Source organism: Gallibacterium sp. ZY190522, assembly GCF_054166015.1.
The window spans coordinates 2,442,573-2,461,857 of sequence record NZ_CM135118.1; the positions used below are offsets into that span (position 1 = coordinate 2,442,573).

Annotated in this window: 20 protein-coding genes; 15 read left to right on the forward strand and 5 right to left on the reverse strand. The window is 35.5% G+C overall.

Annotated features, from left to right (window positions below):
• The first annotated feature begins 205 nt into the window (after positions 1 to 205).
• Positions 206 to 721 carry a hemerythrin domain-containing protein gene (locus tag ACXPAV_RS11855; RefSeq protein ID WP_065231433.1) on the forward strand — a complete coding sequence of 172 codons (516 nt, stop codon included), beginning with the start codon at positions 206 to 208 and terminating at the stop codon, positions 719 to 721.
• A gap of 40 nt (positions 722 to 761) precedes the next feature.
• Here ACXPAV_RS11855 and ACXPAV_RS11860 read toward each other — a convergent pair whose 3' ends face one another.
• On the reverse strand, positions 762 to 1,319 hold the full coding sequence (locus tag ACXPAV_RS11860; RefSeq protein WP_013745747.1) for a Crp/Fnr family transcriptional regulator: 558 nt from the start codon (positions 1,317 to 1,319) through the stop codon (positions 762 to 764).
• Entirely contained in the window at positions 1,294 to 2,307 is a 1,014-nt protein-coding gene (locus ACXPAV_RS11865) for an ROK family protein (protein ID WP_458003591.1), read from the reverse strand. Before ACXPAV_RS11865 ends, ACXPAV_RS11860 begins: the two co-directional genes overlap by 26 nt.
• Positions 2,308 to 2,533: 226 nt before the next feature.
• On the opposite strand from ACXPAV_RS11865, the gene ACXPAV_RS11870 reads away from it, so the two are divergent.
• The 5 genes from ACXPAV_RS11870 (at position 2,534) to ACXPAV_RS11890 (ending at position 9,623) form a co-directional block, all read left to right on the forward strand.
• Positions 2,534 to 3,331, forward strand: coding sequence for a sulfite exporter TauE/SafE family protein (locus tag ACXPAV_RS11870; protein WP_039133377.1), 798 nt, complete (start codon positions 2,534 to 2,536; stop codon positions 3,329 to 3,331).
• Positions 3,332 to 3,362: 31 nt separating this feature from the next.
• Entirely contained in the window at positions 3,363 to 4,562 is a 1,200-nt protein-coding gene (locus tag ACXPAV_RS11875; protein ID WP_039133374.1) for an anaerobic sulfatase maturase, read from the forward strand.
• Positions 4,563 to 4,732: 170 nt separating this feature from the next.
• Positions 4,733 to 6,427 (forward strand): solute:sodium symporter family transporter, encoded by a 1,695-nt coding sequence (locus tag ACXPAV_RS11880; protein ID WP_458003592.1) that lies wholly within the window; start codon positions 4,733 to 4,735, stop codon positions 6,425 to 6,427.
• The gene (locus ACXPAV_RS11885) at positions 6,420 to 7,868 is read left to right on the forward strand and encodes a sulfatase-like hydrolase/transferase (protein ID WP_039133366.1); all 1,449 of its coding nucleotides are present in this window, start codon (positions 6,420 to 6,422) and stop codon (positions 7,866 to 7,868) included. The genes ACXPAV_RS11880 and ACXPAV_RS11885 overlap by 8 nt, the downstream gene beginning before the upstream one ends.
• 129 nt (positions 7,869 to 7,997) lie before the next feature.
• Positions 7,998 to 9,623, forward strand: a complete 1,626-nt coding sequence (locus ACXPAV_RS11890) for a phosphoethanolamine transferase (RefSeq protein ID WP_458003593.1) — start codon at positions 7,998 to 8,000, stop codon at positions 9,621 to 9,623.
• 87 nt (positions 9,624 to 9,710) lie between these two features.
• Here the strand turns inward: ACXPAV_RS11890 and ACXPAV_RS11895 are convergent, their stop codons facing one another.
• Together ACXPAV_RS11895 and mazG are read right to left on the reverse strand one after the other, a co-directional pair.
• Entirely contained in the window at positions 9,711 to 11,552 is a 1,842-nt protein-coding gene (locus ACXPAV_RS11895) for an ABC transporter ATP-binding protein (protein ID WP_458003594.1), read from the reverse strand.
• 6 nt (positions 11,553 to 11,558) lie between these two features.
• Positions 11,559 to 12,359 carry a nucleoside triphosphate pyrophosphohydrolase gene (gene mazG / locus ACXPAV_RS11900; protein WP_458003595.1) on the reverse strand — a complete coding sequence of 267 codons (801 nt, stop codon included), beginning with the start codon at positions 12,357 to 12,359 and terminating at the stop codon, positions 11,559 to 11,561.
• 134 nt (positions 12,360 to 12,493) lie between these two features.
• Between mazG and uspA the strand changes: the two genes are divergently transcribed.
• Complete coding sequence (gene uspA, locus ACXPAV_RS11905) at positions 12,494 to 12,922, forward strand: universal stress protein UspA (protein ID WP_039087649.1); 429 nt, start codon at positions 12,494 to 12,496, stop codon at positions 12,920 to 12,922.
• A 64-nt stretch (positions 12,923 to 12,986) separates the two neighbouring features.
• Here the strand turns inward: uspA and ACXPAV_RS11910 are convergent, their stop codons facing one another.
• Positions 12,987 to 13,208: a SlyX family protein gene (locus ACXPAV_RS11910; RefSeq protein WP_039133355.1), complete on the reverse strand. Its 222-nt coding sequence runs from the start codon at positions 13,206 to 13,208 to the stop codon at positions 12,987 to 12,989.
• 198 nt (positions 13,209 to 13,406) lie between these two features.
• Here ACXPAV_RS11910 and fkpA point away from each other — a divergent pair, with 198 nt between their 5' ends.
• From fkpA to fusA, 8 genes are all read left to right on the forward strand, one after another.
• Positions 13,407 to 14,135 carry an FKBP-type peptidyl-prolyl cis-trans isomerase gene (fkpA, locus tag ACXPAV_RS11915; protein ID WP_458003596.1) on the forward strand — a complete coding sequence of 243 codons (729 nt, stop codon included), beginning with the start codon at positions 13,407 to 13,409 and terminating at the stop codon, positions 14,133 to 14,135.
• Positions 14,136 to 14,242: 107 nt separating this feature from the next.
• A complete protein-coding gene (locus ACXPAV_RS11920; protein ID WP_039133349.1) occupies positions 14,243 to 14,932 on the forward strand; it encodes a helix-turn-helix transcriptional regulator in 690 nt (229 codons plus the stop codon).
• Positions 14,932 to 15,312, forward strand: coding sequence for a sulfurtransferase complex subunit TusD (tusD, locus tag ACXPAV_RS11925; RefSeq protein ID WP_039133346.1), 381 nt, complete (start codon positions 14,932 to 14,934; stop codon positions 15,310 to 15,312). Before ACXPAV_RS11920 ends, tusD begins: the two co-directional genes overlap by 1 nt.
• A gap of 12 nt (positions 15,313 to 15,324) precedes the next feature.
• On the forward strand, positions 15,325 to 15,684 hold the full coding sequence (gene tusC, locus ACXPAV_RS11930; protein ID WP_039133343.1) for a sulfurtransferase complex subunit TusC: 360 nt from the start codon (positions 15,325 to 15,327) through the stop codon (positions 15,682 to 15,684).
• Between the two features lie 8 nt (positions 15,685 to 15,692).
• Positions 15,693 to 15,980: a DsrH/TusB family sulfur relay protein gene (locus ACXPAV_RS11935; protein WP_039133340.1), complete on the forward strand. Its 288-nt coding sequence runs from the start codon at positions 15,693 to 15,695 to the stop codon at positions 15,978 to 15,980.
• 126 nt (positions 15,981 to 16,106) lie between these two features.
• Positions 16,107 to 16,481: a 30S ribosomal protein S12 gene (gene rpsL, locus ACXPAV_RS11940; RefSeq protein ID WP_013745731.1), complete on the forward strand. Its 375-nt coding sequence runs from the start codon at positions 16,107 to 16,109 to the stop codon at positions 16,479 to 16,481.
• Positions 16,482 to 16,592: 111 nt separating this feature from the next.
• Complete coding sequence (gene rpsG / locus ACXPAV_RS11945; protein WP_039133337.1) at positions 16,593 to 17,063, forward strand: 30S ribosomal protein S7; 471 nt, start codon at positions 16,593 to 16,595, stop codon at positions 17,061 to 17,063.
• A 76-nt stretch (positions 17,064 to 17,139) separates the two neighbouring features.
• Positions 17,140 to 19,245, forward strand: a complete 2,106-nt coding sequence (fusA, locus tag ACXPAV_RS11950; protein ID WP_039133333.1) for an elongation factor G — start codon at positions 17,140 to 17,142, stop codon at positions 19,243 to 19,245.
• The last annotated feature ends 40 nt before the right edge of the window (positions 19,246 to 19,285 follow it).

The window sequence follows — 19,285 nt, forward strand, 5'->3', positions numbered from 1 at the left end:
CCAAAACCAAGCTATTGTACTAGAAAAAGATAGAGATCGGCTAATTTCATCAATTTTATTTATCAAAAGAATAAAGAATATCGTTAAGCAAAGTGGTTATTTTAAGCAGTAAAAGAAATACACCATATTGGGTAATTGTTTTTGCTATCAGTAAATCTTACCATTTCAGTCGGATATTACCTTTATGACCTCTGAGGAGAGATTTATGACAGCAGCGTCTCAACAAAATTATTTTTCTGATTCAGATGTGCAAAAATGGTGTACGGCAGATTATCACGAAGTGATTGCTTTTGTGGAAAACGGTTATCACCAACGTCATCGTCAACAGTTGCCGGAGTTAATTAAATTGGCGCAAACCGTTGAACAGGTTCACGCCGACAGTCCGAATTGCCCGGCAGGCAGTTCGTCTATTTTAGATAAAATTTATCAAGATCTTGATATGCATATGCGGAAAGAAGAGCAGATTCTGTTTCAAATGATTAAAGCTGGTCAATATGCAATGGCAAGAATGCCGATTCAAGTAATGTTGGCGGAACACGATGAAGCGGAAGAAGATGTGAGAACATTATTAACTTTAACGCGTAATTTAACGCTTCCTAAGGGAGCTTGTGGCACTTGGCAAGCGCTTTACAGCGGTATTGAGAAATTTATTGCCGATCTTCACGAGCATATTTATTTCGAAAATGAGATTTTCTTCCCAAGAGTATGTAGTGAAAAATAAAAAGAAACCTGTTTCTATAAAGAAACAGGTTTTTTATGATTTAGAGTAGATTTTTACGCCGTAATTCTTTAGTAATTCGGATTGCAGTTTCGGTTTCACAACCTGTGTACTCTGCAATTTCACGGTTTGTCCAATTATATTCAGGGAAGTTTTCATTAAGAAAACAGATGCTATCAATAATTCTATCTAAACTTTTTAGATAAGCACTTTTTGCTAGCCTACTCTCAGCATCTCTTAGTTCATTTGCCAGTATTTGAAATAGCATATGGACAGTATGGGGATTTTCTAAAAAAAAGTTATCTAAATCTTGAGGTGTAATCCTAATAATTTCAGATTTTTTTAAGATCCTTGCACTACAGTGATATGTACCATCGCCAAAGAGCGTTCTAAAACCGAAATAATCGCCTTGTTTATAAATTCTAACTAAGCTTTCTTTGCCGTTCTCTAGCATGTGATATAGACCAACTAACCCTTTTTCAACAAAATAAAATTCGTGTGATGAATCGCCTTGAAGATAAAGTACTGTGCCTTTTGGTACTGTATGTAAAGGGGTACATTGACAACACTTCAAGTCATAAGGAGATAATATTTGATTCATTGTGTGTTCTATGCCTATAGTCATTAATAACGAGTGATGCAGCGCCTTTTATACCAGCAGAATCAAGTAATTGACAGTGTTTTATTTGGATTTTCTCTAAAGATGTAGATAATGCATAACGAGTTAGATATATTTTTACTTTTTGTATGATTAAATCTGCTGATTTAGAAACGCCTCCAGCTAAAATCACAAGTTCTGGATCAACTGTATTTAACAATACACCCAATCCGTAAGCTAAATATTTGCAGAAGTTTTCTATTACTTCAATCGCAATTTCATCATTTTTATTGTAAAAATCAAATATATGGCTGACTTCTAAGTCAGATAAGTGATGATAGAATTGTTCACTCAACATTCCTACTTTCTTTTCAAGTATCAGTCTTTTAGTTTCTCTAAGAATTCCGGTGGCAGAGGCATAAGTTTCAAGACATCCGGTTAAACCACAACCACATTTTAATCCTTTTTCATTAACCACAATATGACCAAACTCACCGGCACAACCATTTACTCCAGATAAGATTTTTTGATCAATAATGATACCGGCGGACAACCCCGTACCAATAGATATGACAATAATATTATTAAAGCCCCGACCACTACCGAATAATAATTCTCCTAAAGCGATATTATTCACGTCTTTTTCGACTTTCACGAATTTTTGAGAAATATCTTCCATTAATTGTTTAGCGTTAAAGTTATCTCCCCAAGAGAAGTTTGAGGCGCGCGAGATAATTGCCTGATTTACGACTAAACCGGGAATGCCTAAACCTATACCGAGTAGCTGATCAGTAGAGATATTCAATGCATTTGCCATATCTTGTACTGTCTGCCAAATACGAGCAAATGTTTGTTGTGCACCTTGTATGGATAGTGTTTTGATAGAGCGTTCAATGAGGATATTACAATGATTATCCACAATACCGATTTTAGTATTAGTGCCTCCAATATCAATACCAACATAATATTCCATAAGATGATTCTGTTTCATAAAGTTTTTCTACTATGTGAGAAAGTTAATAATGATTTGAGTATAAAAAGCAATGGAGCCAAATAATTATGATAATTATCATAAACTTATTGTGAGATACTTCACAAATTTTTATAGGGTATTATATTGTGAATGGTTATATATTTATAACTTATCAATATGATGATGATCATAAAGTTATTGTGTAAAGCTCATTCATAATAAAGAAAAATTATTAGGATGGAATATGACTTTACCGATTATTATTACATTAGTCGTATGTGGATTTTTGTCTAATCTGATGTCTGCCTTATTTGGAATTGGCGGCGGCGTTTTGATGGTACCAGTGTTGCATACGATGTTCCCAGAGATGCCTTTGCAGATGGTTGCGGCGACTTCTTTAACGATTGTAATGGGAACTTCAGTGATCAATTTAATCTATTTTATTAAACAAAAAATTCAGATTGATAAAAAAAAGATGATTTTTTGGTCATTGGCTATGATTGTAGGGGTGCAGCTTGGCTTCTACCTTAGTTTTGATGTGTCAGATTTCGTCATTGTGACTATTTTTGTTGTAACTTTAGTGTTATTAGCACTTAAAACCCTGTTGGATATAAAAGGAGACAGAAAAAAACGTGAGCAAAGTAACGATACATTGCCAGGTATTTTAGCTTGCTTTTTAGGTGGGGGAATAGCAGGTATCACAGGTATTGGCGGTGGATCTATTATGTCGCCTTTGATTGCTCAATTGCCAAGTATCAATATTAGACAAATCGCAGTATATACAAATTATATGATGGTAATTGGAGGTATTGGTAATTTGTATGGCTATTTATCTAAATCGCCAGGTATTATTATCCCTCATTCATGGCAAGTTGGTTATGTGAATTTTAGTATTGTTGTAATTGTTGTGCTTAGCTCATTTGTAATGAGTTTCTTCTCTATGAAAATTCGAGGTAAATTGAAGCCTGAATTATCCCAAAAGTTATTAGGTTTAACTCTACTTCTTATCGCATCATATATGTTATTGTTACAACTCATTTAAATTTATTATGTTATTTGAGAGCTTTAATTTTATGTCGAAACAGAAAAAAATTTATTTCCATATGATGGCGAAACCCAGTAGTTTTCATTGCAATATTAAATGTGAATATTGCTTTTATTTACAAAAAGAACAGGTGTTTACGCGTCATATCAATTCAATGACGGAACAGACATTGGAAAATTACATTAAAAATTATATTGATTCATTTCCAGGTGAACGAATTGATTTTATGTGGCAAGGCGGTGAGCCAACTTTATTGGGATTAGATTTTTTTAGGAAAGTGGTTAGCCTACAATCAAAATTTGCTGGAACTAAACAAATTAGCAATAGTTTTCAAACTAACGGGATGGCTTTAAATCGGCAATGGTGCGAATTCTTTAAAGATAATAAATTTTTAATTGGGATCTCGGTTGATGGACTAGAGGAGGTGCATAATAAATATCGCATTTCTATCAATGGGCAACCTACTTTTGCTCGCGTAAAGCACGCTATTGAATTATTAAAAGCATATCAAGTTGATTTTAATACGTTAACTGTTGTAAATGATCGTAATTGGAATAAAGGAAAGGAAACCTATCAAGCATTAAAAGCATTGGGCTCGACTTTTATGCAATTTATTCCTATTGTGGAAGTTGCTAATTATTCAGCACAACGACAAGATTTTAATCCAGGTAAAAACTATCGAATGACACCATTTTCTGTTCCTGCAGAAGGATATGGGCAATTTTTATTGGATGTATTTAATGAATGGATCAAAGAGGATATAGGTCATATTTTTATTAATATGTTTGATGATTTATTAGGTCAATGGTTAGGATTTCCATCAAGAAGTTGTGTTCATCAGGAAACCTGTGGTAGAGCGATGATATTAGAGTCAAATGGTGATGTTTATAGTTGTGATCATTTTGTTTACCCCGCCTATAAAATAGGCAATGTGAATCATCAATCATTAACTCATATCGTTAATTCACCTAAACAGATAAGATTTGGTAACGCTAAATTGGAAACGTTAACAAAACAATGTCAGAAATGTGAGGTGCGGCATTTTTGTTATGGTGGATGTCCGAAACATCGTATTGTTTCTTTGAAAGGAGAACAATTTAAACAAAATTATTTATGTCCTTCATACCACTTCTTTTTCCGTCATAGTGCTCCAATAATGTCACGTATTCGGGATATTATTCGACAAGGTAGAAGTACAAGAGAGATAATGAGTATGTTATCTCGTTAACCGAAATAAAAAACAGAAAATTGTTACATAAATATATTACTTATAAAATTTACTTTTAGAATTTGTGATCTTTCTCACATATTAACTATGATTATTATCATAACTAATAAAAATAAAAACTTCTATTCTTGTATATGAATATGTATATTTTGGAAAGGATAGGAGGCAATATGTTATTAACAATATTGAGTTTTTTATTAGTGACAGGGGGAGTGGCACTTATTTCTTGGTTAAAAACTAGACACGATGATTTGTCAACCTCTAAAGGTTATTTCCTTGCTGGAAGGGGATTAAGTGGCTTTATCATTGGCTGTTCTATGATATTAACTTCATTATCTACAGAACAAATTATAGGTGTGAATGCCAATTCCTATATTGGTAATTTCTCAATTATAGCTTGGACAGTACCTACAGTAATTCCATTATGCTTTTTAGCAGTATATTTGTTACCGAAGTATATTAGAAACGGATATACTACTATTCCGGAGTTTTTTGAAAACCGTTTTGATAGACAGACACGTTTAATTATGTCTGGTCTTTTTTTAGTTTTCTATCTTTTTATTGTTATTCCAACAGCTCTTTATACTGGGGCTATTGCATTTAATAAAATATTTAATTTGGAAGCGGCTTTTAATATTAGTTATGGAGAATCTATTGTTTATACCATAATTGCTATTGGGGTTGTTGGAGCTGCATATGCGATATTTGGTGGATTAAAAGCTGTGGCAGTTTCAGACACAATTAATGCTATTATTCTTGTGATTGGTGCTATTTTGGTTCCTATTTTTGCCTTGATTTATTTAGGAAATGGTAGTTTTATGGAAGGGGTGCATATTATTGGCACCACTCATGTAGAGAAGTTTAATGCAATAGGCAGTGCGACAGATGCCGTACCTTGGCCGACAATTTTTACCGGTATTATGTTAGTTCACTTCTTTTATTGGACAACCAATCAAGCAATAGTACAAAGAGCATTAGGGGCTAAAGATTTAAAAGCAGGGCAGAAAGGAATATTAATTGCAGCCTTATTTTTATTACTGTTACCAATAATTTTAAATTTACCAGGACTGCTTAGTTTCCACATTATTGGTGAAGGTTTGAATCCAATTGATTTATCTTACCCGGAATTAGTCAACCGAGTATTGCCAACTGTATTACAAGGTTTCTTTGTTGCAGCATTATTCGGTGCTATTTTAAGTACATTTAATTCATTCTTAAATTCAGCAGCAACAATTTATTGTAAGGATTTATTACCTTCAATTAGCAAAAAAACATTTAGTGATTCAGAATTGATTACATATGCGAAAAAAGTTTCAGCATTTATGGCGATTATTACAATTATTATTGGTCCATTATTAATGTTTGGCACAGATGGTATTTTCTTAATTACTAAACGTTTTGCTGGTTTTGTGAATATTCCTATTGTTGCTTTATTTGCAGTAGGATTATTTAATAAAACTGTTTCAGGCTTGGCAGCAAGAATTGCGTTGCTTCTCCATGTTATTTTATATTTCTTAATCGTATGGGTATTTAATGTAAAAATTAATTTCGTCTATGTGATGGCTGCACTATTTGTCTTTGATGTTGCTGTGATGTTGTTTTTAGGTATATTCTTAAGAAGAAAAACACCTTATCAAGATAATTCTGAAAATAAAAGTAATGTTGACCTAAGTAATTGGGAATATGTCAATGTTACCGTGGCATCGCTCATTTTAGGATTGATAACACTTTATGCACTATTATCTCCTATTGGACTAGCTTCTATGAATGGTAAACCATTATGGATTATTGGAGGATATTTGATTCTTCAAGTTGTCTTATTTATGGTGGTAGGAAAGAATAAACAGAAGGCTAAATATGCGTAATATAATTTATATTTTATTAGATCAAGTAAGAAAGGATATGCTAGGTCCTTATGGGCATAGCATTGTTAAAACGCCTAATATAGATAAATTGGCGAAAGAGGGAATTTGTTTTGATAATGCTTTTACGCCTGCATCTGTATGTGGACCAGCAAGAACCTCTTTATTCACAGGATTAATGCCTTCTTCTCACGGCATTATTAGAAATGGTGAAAAAGGTGGTAGCGGTGAAGTGGATGTTAATCAACCTAATATTACTCATCTTGAAGGGTACAATAGTTATGTGGTTGGGAAATGGCATGTAGGCACAAAATCAGTACCTGCTGATTATGGTATTAAAGGGCATAATTTTGATGGTTATGGATACCCAGGTAGTCGAGTTTACAAAAATCTTGTTTTTGATCAGCCACCTACTCATTCTAATCGTTATCAATCATGGCTAATGGAAAAAGGATTTGATATTCCAGAAGTTAGTCGGGCCTATTTTGGTGATAATCCACATTTACGAGTTCAAGAATTATGTGGTTTATTATCGGGTTCTAAAGAACAAACTATTCCATATTTTCTGCTTGATGAAACAAAGCGTTATATTCAAGAGTCTTTGGATGAGGGAAAGCCATTCTTTACTTGGATAAATTTCTGGGGGCCTCACACGCCTTGCATTGTTCCTGAACCCTATTATTCTATGTATGATCCAAAAGATGTGATATTGGATAAAAGTTTTTTTAAGCCGCTAGAAGGGAAGCCTGGGCATTATAGAACTATTTCTAAAATGTGGGGAATGTGGGAAGCAAGTGAAGCACATTGGAAAGAGGTCATCACAAAATTCTGGGGTTATATTACATTGATTGATGATGCAATAGGCGAATTGTTTAAATTTTTAAAAGAAAAAGGATTATATGAAGAAAGCTTTATTGTAATAACGGCAGACCATGGTGATGCAATGGGACATCATCGAATGATTGAGAAAGGGGAGTTTATGTTTGATAGTACTTATAATATTCCTTTAATTATTAAAGACCCATTATCCGATCGAATTAATCAACGAGATGATAATTTAGTCTACCTGCATGATTTAACTTCGACGGTATATGATGTTGCCAATCAGCCTATACCTACCGAATTTGAAGGTGCCAGTTTATTACCAATAATAAGGCAACATAAAAATAATAATCGGAAAGGCTTATTAGCACAGTTAGCCGGACATTTTGTTTATTTTGAACAGCGAATGTGGCGGCGTAAAGATTATAAATTAGTTTTTAATGCCAGCGATGTTTGTGAACTATATGATATCGTCAGAGATCCTGAGGAAATGGAAAATCTCTTTTATGACAAGCGTTATACTTCAGTGAAGAAAGAGATGCTGGAAGAAATGTGGCTTGAGATGAAAAAAATCAACGATCCACTAGAAAATTGGGTTTATCGCATTATTCAGGAAATTTAAGCTCTCTTTTAGTTATAGTTAGAAAAAACTGCACCATCGTGTGCAGTTTTTTATTATGCAATAGAACTATTGGATTAAAACCATTGTCAAAGCGTGGCAGATTTATTTAGATTAGGGAATTTTTATTTTATGCAGAAAATAGCATTGTCAATGCGATCGTCCACCTTAATGGCTTTGGTTGCACTCTATTTTACACTGATCTTAAATTATGCATTTTATGCAAAAGTGCTTTCAATCCATCCTTTTACCGGTGCGGCAGGGGATTACTTCTTATTAACTGTACCTTTCTTTGTCTTTTTTGTGTTGAATGCGGTATTTCAAATTTTGGCACTACCATTATTGCATAAAGTGCTTATACCAGCGTTGTTGATCATCAGTGCAGCGATTGGTTATAGCGAAGTTTTTCTAGATGTCTATTTTACAACCGATATGTTGGAAAATGTTTTGCAGACCAACTTTGCCGAAAGTTCTCGAATGATGACATTGCCTTATATTGCTTGGATTATCGGCTTTGGCGTTGTGCCGGCATTATTATATTTATTGGTGAAGGTTGATTATCGTGTTTGGTATAAAGAAATTGCTTATCGCATTGGTTTAATTTTGCTTTCAGCAGTTGTGATTGTTGGTATTGCAAAAGTCTTCTATCAGGATTACGCAGGATTTGTGCGAAATAACAAGAGTGTGCCGGCATTAATTGTACCTTCTAATTTTATTAGTGCTGGTATTAATGAGATTAAACGAATTCGTGAAGCTAATATGCCGTATACACAATTAGGTTTGGATGCAGCACAGGAAAAACCGGATGACTATCGTCACTTTACAGTATTGGTTGTTGGTGAAACTACTCGAGCACAAAATTGGGGGTTAAATGGCTATCAACCACAAACTACACCATTGTTGGCGGCTCGAGGAAAACAGATAATTAATTTTAGAAATGTTTCCAGTTGTGGTACAGCGACCGCACTTTCAGTGCCTTGTATGTTTTCGGGTATGGGAAGAGATGGTTATGATGCAGTTAAGGCATCTCATCAAGATAATATTTTGGATGTGTTGCAGCGTGCTGGTGTAGAAGTGATCTGGTTAGATAATGACAGCGGTTGTAAGGGAGTATGTGAACGTGTTCTGAATAAAGATATTACGGCAACCAATGATCCTCAGTATTGTAAGGATGGTGAATGTTTGGACAATATTTTATTATCGTATATTGATGATGTAATTAAAAAAACGCATAAAGACACAGTGCTAGTTTTGCATACAATTGGTAGTCACGGACCAACTTATTATGAGCGTTATTCCGAACAGTACCGCCGTTTTACACCGACTTGCGATACTAATGAAATTCAGAAGTGTAGCAATGAACAATTAGTGAATACTTATAATAATGGCATTTTATATATTGATCAGTTTTTAGATAATGTAATTAAGAAAATGGAATCTCATCCAGAACTGGAAGCTGCTGTTTATTATTTATCAGATCACGGAGAATCATTAGGTGAAAATGGTGTTTATTTACACGGCACTCCTTATGCTATTGCACCAGAACAGCAAACCCGAATTCCAATGATAATGTGGTTCTCAGATCGCTTTAGACAGAATGAAAATATTGATTTCGATTGTTTAGAACGAAATGCTCAGCAACGATCTTATTCACACGATAATTTATACAGTACCTTATTTGGTTTAATGGATATGAACCCGAATACTTCGGTATATAAAAAGGAATTGGATATTATTACACAGTGTAAAAAACAGTAACTTCAATAGATGGATGTGAATAATAGAGTAAGAGAAAACAGAGGGCGATACAAAGCCCTCTGTTTATTTTTGCTGATTGAAAATGAGTTAATTTTCGCTAAGAAAACCACCACTTTGATGTTTCCATAATTTAGCGTAAAGTCCATTTTGAGCCAATAACTCACTGTGAGTTCCCTGTTCAACAATATGACCTTTATCCAACACAATGAGACGATCCATTGCTGCAATCGTGGAAAGACGGTGTGCAATAGCAATAACGGTTTTATTTTCCATCATTTTATCTAAACTTTCTTGAATGGCGGCTTCAACTTCGGAATCCAATGCGCTAGTAGCTTCATCCAATAATAAAATTGGTGCATCTTTTAACATTACACGAGCGATGGCAATGCGTTGACGTTGCCCTCCGGAAAGCTTAACACCTCGTTCACCAACGTGAGCGTCATAACCGTGGCGACCTTGTGCATCACTTAAAGTTGGAATAAACCCAGCTGCTTCGGCACGTTCCGCCGCTGAGATCATTTCTTCTTCACTGGCATCGGGTCTTCCATAGATAATATTTTCACGCACGGAACGGTGTAACAATGAGGTGTCTTGTGTTACTAAGCCGATCTGACTACGTAAACTTTCTTGGCGGACATTGCAAATATTCTGCCCATCAATAGTGATATTGCCTTGATCTGCTTCATAAAAACGTAATAACAAGTTTACGATAGTGGATTTACCAGCACCGGAACGACCAATTAAACCTACTTTTTCTCCCGGTTTAATGGTGAGATTAAAATCTGTTAGCAACGGTTTATCTGCTTCATAAGAGAAGTTAATGTGTTCAAATTTAATTTCTCCTTTATGTACGACTAGATCAGTTGCATTGATTTTATCAACTATCGTATGCGGTTTGGATAGTGTGTGCATACCGTCATTCACAGTACCGATGTTTTCAAAAAGACGAGCTGCTTCCCACATAATCCAACGAGAAAGATTGTTCACTCTCAATGCCATTGCGATAGCAGTAGCAATAGCACCGACCCCAGTGCTGCCTCTGCTCCATAGCCATAAACCTAAAAAACCAGTGCTGAGTGTTAATAGAATATTGGTTAAATAGGTGAGCGTTTCTAAAGAGGTTGCTAATCGCATTTGTGCGTGAACAGTTACCATAAATTCTTGCATTGAGCGTTTAGCATAACTAGCTTCTCGTAAACCGTGAGAAAAGAGTTTGACTGTAGTAATATTGGCGTAAGCATCAGTTATACGACCGGTCATTAAAGAACGGGCATCGGCTTGACGTTCTGCTGTGTATGCCAATTTTGGGATAAAAATTTTCAGAATTATGATAAACAGTACTAACCATATAATAAATGGTAGTACAAACCAACCGTCCAATGCGATTAGTACTGCACCGGAAGTAATGAAATAGACGATAACATAGGTCATCACATCAGAAATCGTCAAAACCGTATCTCGTACAGCCAGTGCTGTTTGCATTACTTTTGCTGAAACACGTCCAGCAAATTCATCCTGATAAAAACCTAAACTTTGTCCTAGCATTAAACGGTGAAAATTCCAACGTAACCGCATTGGAAAAACGCCTTGTAAAGTTTGCAGATGGATATTGGCGGCAATGAATGACCAAAGAATACTGAACAGCATTAAAGCCGCCATTGCGATTAATTGCCACTGTTTTTGGTGCCATAATTGTTGTGGTGAATATTGTGATAACCAATCCACTAATACCCCCATAAACTGAAATAAAATGGCTTCCATTGCACCGATACCGATGACCATAATGGTGAGTAATAAAATCCAACCGCGCATTCCTTCGGTACAGGACCAAATAAATTTAATTAATCCGTGTTTCGGTACTTCAGGCATTTCATCCGGATAAGGATTAAGCCGATGTTCAAACCAGCTATAAATACGATTTAATAACATAGTACGTTAATGATCCTCTTGTTTTTCTTGTCGTTTTATTTGATCCCAAATTAAATCCATTTCTGCTAAAGATACTTGTTCCAGTTGGCGACCAGAGTCAAGAATACGTTGTTCAACTTGACGGAAACGGCGTTCAAATTTCAAATTTGCTTTGCGTAAAGCCTCTTCTGGATTAAGTTTTAAATGTCTAGCAACATTGACGGTAGCAAAGAGTAGATCACCTATCTCCTCTTCTATTTCCTGAGGATTTTGAGGTTGTTTTAAGATCTCATCTCTAACTTCCTGTAACTCTTCTTCAACTTTTTGTATTGTTGGTTCCAATTCTGACCAATCAAAACCTACTTTTGCACAACGCTTTTGCAATTTAGCAGCACGAAGTAAAGAAGGGAGTGCTATCGGCACATTATCCAAAATGGAATATTGTGCTTTTTTATAACGTTCCTGCTGTTTGATATTCTCCCAATTTTTCAGTACTTCCTCGCTATTATCTGCTTTTATTTCACCGAAAACGTGTGGATGACGCCGGATAATTTTATCGGTAATGCCGTCAATCACATCATTGAGCGTAAATGTTCCCTCTTCTTGAGCTAATTGGCTTAAAAATACGACTTGCATCAATAAATCGCCAAGTTCTTCTTTTAATTCTTTTCGATCATCTTGATTAATGGCTTCGACAACCTCATATGCTTCTTCAAGGATATGAGGTGGCATTGTTTGATAGGTTTGTTCTAGATCCCAAGGGCAACCTCCGTTCGGATCGCGTAATTTAGCGATAATCTTGGCAAATTTTTCTAATTTTGTTGTCATTTAATACTCCATTTTAGAATTAATTTGTATTGAATTTTTAATAGCGTGATCAACCGCAAATTTTTCACTTAATTTTAATGTTAGTATAACATCATAGCTTATTCGATTAGCTGATTATAAATGGAGGAATCATTATGTATAAGCACGTTCTTGTCGCAGTAGACCTTTCTGAAGAAAGTAATGTTTTACTAGCTAAAGCTGTTCAAGTAGCTAAAAACAATGGAGCTAAACTTTCTATTATTCACGTAGATGTTAATTTTTCCGACCTCTATACCGGGTTAATCGATGTAAATATGTCTTCTATGCAAGATCGTATTTCCGATGAGACTCACGATGCCCTTGTTGAATTGGCAAAACAAGCAGGTTATCCGGTTACCGAAACATTATGTGGTAATGGCGATCTTGGTACAGTGTTGGCTGATGCCGTAAGCAAATATGATGTTGATATTCTTATTGTCGGACATCACCAGGATTTCTGGAGTAAATTAATGTCCTCAACTCGTCAAGTAATGAACAATATCAATGTTGATATGTTGGTTGTTCCTTTGAAAGATGACGAATAGTGAATTATAGCTTGAAAAAACCTCTGCGTCTGTTGATTGCAGAGGTTTTTTATCTTTTTGATAGTTAATAGTGTGGTGGTGGTGTTTCTTCTGTCTGAGTTGCGATATTGGATGGTTGCACATCTTTTAGTTTTTGTGCGAGATAACGAAGCTGTAATTGCATTTTATCGATGATGAATTGTTGTTCAATCAATGCTTGGTTAAGTTGTTCAATAGTGTTTTCTTGAAAAGCGACTTTTGTTTCTAGTTCATCCATTCTTTCTATTAAATCATCAAATTGGTTCATTAATTGCCTCTTGAGTAACCTACTTTGTATTGTTGAATTGAATAGTTATGCCAAATTCTGAATAAAGTATAGGGAAAATTAATAATTTCGTTTAAATTTTAAATATATATTGTATATTTTCTTAAATCATTTTAATCTATTCAATAAAATTTTTATGGAAGTAAAAATCTATTATTTTCTTATGGAGAACAAATAATTATGCGATCTATTCAAAAACTTGCTTTTCTTTCTGGTTTTGTGTTGTTAGCAATAAGTAGCCATAGTTTTGCAGAAGATTCTCAATTAAAAGATAAAAAGTTTATTGAACAATCTTCTTATGCTATAGGCGTATTTTTAGGTAAAAATATTCAACAATCTTTAGATGGGCAAAAATCTTTGATTGAATATGATAATAATAAAATTTTGGATGGTGTACGCGATACATTAATGGGAAAAACAACGCTTTCAGATGAAGTTCTACAAAAGCAGTTACAGGAATTGGATGCGCAATTAACAAAAGCTACTCAGGTAGAGCTTGAAAAAGTTGCAAAAGAGAATGAAGAAAAGGGCAAAGTTTATCGCGAAAAATATGCGAAAGAAAATGGAGCAAAACAAACTAAAAGCGGGATTCTTTATCGTATAGAAAAAATGGGTGAAGGTGTTTCACCAACGGAAAATGATACCGTGAAAGTGAATTATCGTGGAAAATTGATTGATGGTACTGAATTTGATAGTTCATATAAACGTAACCAACCAATTGAGTTCCAGTTGGGACAGCTTATTCCAGGTTGGGTTGAAGGAATTGGTTTAATCAAAAAAGGCGGTAAAATTCAATTGGTATTGCCACCGAATTTAGCTTATGGTGATCAGCAAACCGGTCAGATTCCACCAAATTCAACATTGATTTTTGATATTGAATTATTAGATGTGAAATCAAATAGTAAGTAATTTTAGTGATTAAAAACAAAGTAAATAAGAAACGGACAGTAATGTCCGTTCTTAGTTTAAGAATCAGCGATCAGAAGTATTAATGTACAGAATGGAAGGCAATAGCAATGAATTTAGATGATGATATTTTTTTACAGGAACAACAACCATTTAGTAAAGAAGATCATAATATTATTCAATCTTATATTCCTGTAGTGGAAGGCATTGCGGCATTAATCGGCGGACATTGTGAGATAGTGCTTCATTCTTTAGAGAATTTGAAACATTCTGCCATTTGTATCGCTAATGGACACAATACTAATCGTAAAGTTGGTTCTCCGTTAACTGATTTGGCACTGCGATCATTACATCAAATGAAAACGGATAGTGTCTCTAAACCTTATTTTACGCGAGCTAAAACTAATGGTTTGATGAAATCAATTAGTATTGCTATTCGAAACCCTCAGCAACGTATTATCGGTTTATTGTGTATTAATATTAATTTGAGCGTACCGGTAGCGGAATTTGTACAAGGATTTATGCCGACACACGAACAGGAAGAAAGTTCTTCGGAAGTTAATTTTGCTTCATCAGTGGAAGAGTTAGTAGCGCAAACGGTTGAACAGACAATTGAAGATGTTACTAATGATCGTAATGTGTCGAACAATAATAAAAATAAACAGATCGTTCATTCATTATTTGAGAAAGGAATTTTTGATATAAAAGACGCTATTAATCAGGTGGCGGAAAGGTTAGAAATTTCTCGCCATACAGTTTATTTATACATTCGTCAGATTAAGCAGGATGAATTAAAATAATGCGTTATCTACTCTCTGTTACACAACCAGTTTATGGTTCACAAGCAAGTTATCTTGCCTATCAGTTTGCACAAGCATTACTTAATGCCGGACATATTATTGATCAGGTTTTTTTTTCTCAATCGGGAGTAACAAATGGTAATTTGTTTGTTTACCCAGCTAATGACGAAATAAATTTAGTCAAGCAGTGGCAACAGTTATCGAAAAAACATCAATTTGCATTAAATCTATGTATCGCCGCATCACAACGTCGAGGTATTGTTGATGAAGCCTGTTCGTCAGATGGAACACAAAATAATTTGGCAGAAGGGTTTGTTCTTACCGGATTGGGGGAATTCAGCCAAGCAGTTTTAACCGTTGATCGAGTTATTACTTTTTAAAAAAATTAACATATGAAAGTTGCATTTATTTTTACCCATCCTCCTTATGGAAGCAGTAAAGTAAGAGAAGGTCTTGATGCTCTATTGGCAATGTCTGCTTATTGTGATGAAAAAGAAATCGGAGTGTTTTTTTGGCGTGATGGCATATTATCTTTATTAAAACAGCAACAAGCGGATGCTATTTTACAAAAAGACACGGCAGCAATGAGTAAATTATTAATGTTATATGAAATTGAACAATGCTTTGTCTGTGAAGAAGATTTGCAACATTATCAATGTTCAAAAGAAGCGTTATCTTTACCTGTTGTCGTATTAGATAATGAAAATTTTTTTAAACGACTGTATCAAGCAGAAAAAATTTTAACATTTTAAGGAATGCTATGCTTTATACCTTTGCCAATCGCGAATATGATATTCAATGGTTACAGCAAATTTTCCAACAATTAACCCCATGTGATGTGATTTTATTATGGCAGGATGGCGTATTGTTACCATTGAAGTATCCAATATTATTTAATCAATTAACACAGTATTTCTTATTGGAAAATGATGTAATGGCGCGAGGTATTTCCTCTGTTTTGAGTAAAATAGCTACAAATGCAAAATGTATCGATTTATCTCAAACTGTGCAGATCACTGAGGATTATTACCCTCAAATTAATCTCTAAATTCTAATTGTACAAAATCTTGACATAGTTATCGTTAAAGAATAGAATTCATCGTCCATTCTTCTATGGAATGGGGTTAATTTAACATTCAATAGTGAATAATTTTATTTAAACTGGAGCTTTTTAATGGCAACTATCAACCAATTAGTACGCAAACCGCGTGTGAAAAAGGTTGTAAAAAGCAACGTTCCTGCATTAGAGGCTTGCCCGCAGAAACGTGGCGTGTGTACTCGTGTGTACACAACTACACCTAAAAAACCGAATTCAGCATTACGTAAAGTATGCCGTATTCGTTTAACTAATGGTTATGAAGTAACTTCCTACATTGGTGGTGAAGGTCATAACTTACAAGAACACTCCGTTGTATTAATTCGTGGCGGTCGTGTTAAAGACTTACCAGGTGTGCGTTACCACACCGTACGCGGCGCATTAGACTGTGCAGGCGTAAAAGATCGTAAACAAGGTCGTTCTAAATACGGCGTGAAACGCCCTAAAGCTTAATGGTTCTCCGTTAAGTAAGGCCAAACGTTTAATTTAGAACATAGATAGCATACAAGACTCCAGAAATAGAGTTTTGGATAACCTGAAGATTTAATATACGGAGAAAAAACCATGCCACGTCGTCGTGTGATTGGTCAACGCAAGATTCTTCCAGATCCAAAGTTCGGATCAGAATTACTTGCAAAATTTATTAATGTTTTAATGGTAGATGGTAAAAAATCTATCGCTGAAAAAATTGTTTATACTGCTCTAGATACATTAGCACAAAGAACTGGTAAAGAACATTTAGAAGCGTTTGAAGCAGCATTGGAAAATGTTCGTCCTACTGTAGAGGTTAAATCTCGCCGTGTTGGTGGTTCTACTTATCAGGTACCAGTAGAAGTTCGTCCGGTTCGTCGTAATGCATTAGGTATGCGTTGGATTGTAGAAGCAGCTCGTAAACGTGGAGACAAATCTATGGCATTACGTCTTGCTAACGAGTTGTCAGATGCAGTTGAAAATAAAGGCGCTGCAGTGAAGAAACGTGAAGACGTTCATCGAATGGCAGAAGCCAATAAAGCATTTGCACATTACCGTTGGTAATTTCATTTATTATGCGGCAAGCCTTGTTAAGGCTTGCTGGTTTAACTTTTTTTAAGCCTAGCGAGAGGAAATAATCGTGGCACGTACTACTCCTATTGAGCGCTATCGTAATATCGGTATTAGTGCTCACATCGACGCAGGTAAAACAACTACCACAGAACGTATTCTTTTCTATACCGGTGTAAGTCATAAGATCGGTGAGGTGCACGATGGTGCGGCTACCATGGACTGGATGGAGCAAGAACAAGAACGTGGTATTACAATTACTTCTGCGGCAACAACTTGCTTCTGGCAAGGTATGTCAAAACAATTCCCACAACACCGTATCAATATTATCGATACTCCGGGACACGTCGACTTTACTATCGAAGTAGAACGTTCAATGCGTGTTCTTGACGGTGCGGTAATGGTTTACTGTGCGGTAGGTGGTGTTCAACCTCAATCAGAAACCGTATGGCGTCAAGCAAATAAGTACGGCGTTCCTCGTATTGCGTTCGTAAATAAAATGGACCGTACAGGTGCAAACTTCTTACGTGTTGTTGAACAAATCAAAACCCGTTTAGGTGGAACTGCTGTGCCAATCCAATTACCAATTGGTGCGGAAGATAACTTTAAAGGTGTTATTGACCTTCTTAAAATGAAAGCGATCAACTGGAATGAAGCTGATCAGGGTATGACTTTCACCTATGAAGATATTCCAGCTGATTTAAAAGACTTAGCGGATGAATGGCACCAAAACTTGATTGAATCAGCAGCAGAAGCTTCTGAAGAATTAATGGAAAAATACCTTGGCGGTGAAGAACTAACTGAAGAAGAAGTTAGAGCAGCATTACGTCAACGTGTATTAGCGAATGAAATCATTCTTATCACTTGCGGTTCTGCATTTAAGAACAAAGGTGTACAAGCAATGTTGGATGCTGTTATTGATTATTTACCAGCTCCTACTGATGTACCAGCAATTAAAGGTATTAATCTTGATGATACCGAAGGTGAGCGTCATGCGAGTGATGATGAACCATTCTCAGCACTAGCATTTAAGATTGCAACAGATCCATTTGTAGGTAACTTAACATTCTTCCGTGTTTACTCAGGTGTAGTAAATTCAGGCGATACTGTGATGAACTCAGTAAAACAAAAGCGTGAACGTTTTGGTCGTATTGTTCAAATGCACGCTAATAAACGTGAAGAAATCAAAGAAGTCCGTGCAGGTGATATTGCAGCCGCAATTGGTCTGAAGGAAGTTACAACTGGTGATACATTATGTGATCCAGATAATCCGATTATCCTTGAACGTATGGAATTCCCAGAGCCAGTTATTTCTGTTGCAGTAGAACCAAAAACTAAAGCTGACCAAGAGAAAATGGGCTTGGCATTAGGTCGTTTAGCACAAGAAGACCCATCATTCCGTGTTCATACAGATGAAGAATCGGGTCAAACTATTATTTCCGGTATGGGTGAATTACACTTGGATATTATTGTTGACCGTATGCGTCGTGAATTCAAAGTGGAAGCAAATATCGGTAAACCACAAGTTGCTTATCGTGAAACCATTCGTACTCGTGTCAACGATGTTGAAGGTAAACACGCAAAACAATCTGGTGGTCGCGGTCAATATGGTCATGTTGTTATCGACTTGTATCCATTGGATCCAGAAGGGCCAGGATACGAATTTGTTAACGAAATCAAAGGTGGTGTTATTCCTGGTGAATATATTCCAGCTGTTGATAAAGGTATTCAGGAACAACTTAAAGCTGGTCCGTTAGCAGGATATCCAGTAGTTGATATCGGTGTTCGCTTACATTTCGGTTCTTACCATGATGTGGACTCATCAGAATTGGCATTTAAATTAGCAGCATCAATTGCGTTTAAAGCAGCGTTTGCTAAAGCAAATCCAGTATTACTTGAGCCAATTATGAAAGTAGAAGTAGAAACTCCTGCGGAATATGTAGGGGATGTTATTGGTGACTTAAGCCGTCGCCGTGCTCTTGTAAATGGTCAAGAAAGTAATGAATTTGTTACTAAGATTAATGCAGAAGTACCATTATCAGAAATGTTTGGTTATGCAACAGATCTTCGTTCACAAACTCAAGGTCGTGCTTCTTACTCAATGGAACCATTGAAATATGCTGAAGCACCAGCTAGCGTAGCAACTGCAGTAATTGAAGCTCGCAAAGCAAAATAATTGTAACAACTGCAACCCATTAATGGGTTGCAGATTTTAA

What these genes read in the sequence shown, in the direction of transcription:
- ACXPAV_RS11855 (WP_065231433.1), top strand. Translation starts at nt 206, where the DNA reads ATGACAGCAGCGTCTCAACAAAATTATTTTTCTGATTCAGATGTGCAA.
- ACXPAV_RS11860 (WP_013745747.1), bottom strand. Translation starts at nt 1,319, where the DNA reads ATGAATCAAATATTATCTCCTTATGACTTGAAGTGTTGTCAATGTACC.
- ACXPAV_RS11865 (WP_458003591.1), bottom strand. Translation starts at nt 2,307, where the DNA reads ATGAAACAGAATCATCTTATGGAATATTATGTTGGTATTGATATTGGA.
- ACXPAV_RS11870 (WP_039133377.1), top strand. Translation starts at nt 2,534, where the DNA reads ATGACTTTACCGATTATTATTACATTAGTCGTATGTGGATTTTTGTCT.
- ACXPAV_RS11875 (WP_039133374.1), top strand. Translation starts at nt 3,363, where the DNA reads ATGTCGAAACAGAAAAAAATTTATTTCCATATGATGGCGAAACCCAGT.
- ACXPAV_RS11880 (WP_458003592.1), top strand. Translation starts at nt 4,733, where the DNA reads ATGTTATTAACAATATTGAGTTTTTTATTAGTGACAGGGGGAGTGGCA.
- ACXPAV_RS11885 (WP_039133366.1), top strand. Translation starts at nt 6,420, where the DNA reads ATGCGTAATATAATTTATATTTTATTAGATCAAGTAAGAAAGGATATG.
- ACXPAV_RS11890 (WP_458003593.1), top strand. Translation starts at nt 7,998, where the DNA reads ATGCAGAAAATAGCATTGTCAATGCGATCGTCCACCTTAATGGCTTTG.
- ACXPAV_RS11895 (WP_458003594.1), bottom strand. Translation starts at nt 11,552, where the DNA reads ATGTTATTAAATCGTATTTATAGCTGGTTTGAACATCGGCTTAATCCT.
- mazG (WP_458003595.1), bottom strand. Translation starts at nt 12,359, where the DNA reads ATGACAACAAAATTAGAAAAATTTGCCAAGATTATCGCTAAATTACGC.
- uspA (WP_039087649.1), top strand. Translation starts at nt 12,494, where the DNA reads ATGTATAAGCACGTTCTTGTCGCAGTAGACCTTTCTGAAGAAAGTAAT.
- ACXPAV_RS11910 (WP_039133355.1), bottom strand. Translation starts at nt 13,208, where the DNA reads ATGAACCAATTTGATGATTTAATAGAAAGAATGGATGAACTAGAAACA.
- fkpA (WP_458003596.1), top strand. Translation starts at nt 13,407, where the DNA reads ATGCGATCTATTCAAAAACTTGCTTTTCTTTCTGGTTTTGTGTTGTTA.
- ACXPAV_RS11920 (WP_039133349.1), top strand. Translation starts at nt 14,243, where the DNA reads ATGAATTTAGATGATGATATTTTTTTACAGGAACAACAACCATTTAGT.
- tusD (WP_039133346.1), top strand. Translation starts at nt 14,932, where the DNA reads ATGCGTTATCTACTCTCTGTTACACAACCAGTTTATGGTTCACAAGCA.
- tusC (WP_039133343.1), top strand. Translation starts at nt 15,325, where the DNA reads ATGAAAGTTGCATTTATTTTTACCCATCCTCCTTATGGAAGCAGTAAA.
- ACXPAV_RS11935 (WP_039133340.1), top strand. Translation starts at nt 15,693, where the DNA reads ATGCTTTATACCTTTGCCAATCGCGAATATGATATTCAATGGTTACAG.
- rpsL (WP_013745731.1), top strand. Translation starts at nt 16,107, where the DNA reads ATGGCAACTATCAACCAATTAGTACGCAAACCGCGTGTGAAAAAGGTT.
- rpsG (WP_039133337.1), top strand. Translation starts at nt 16,593, where the DNA reads ATGCCACGTCGTCGTGTGATTGGTCAACGCAAGATTCTTCCAGATCCA.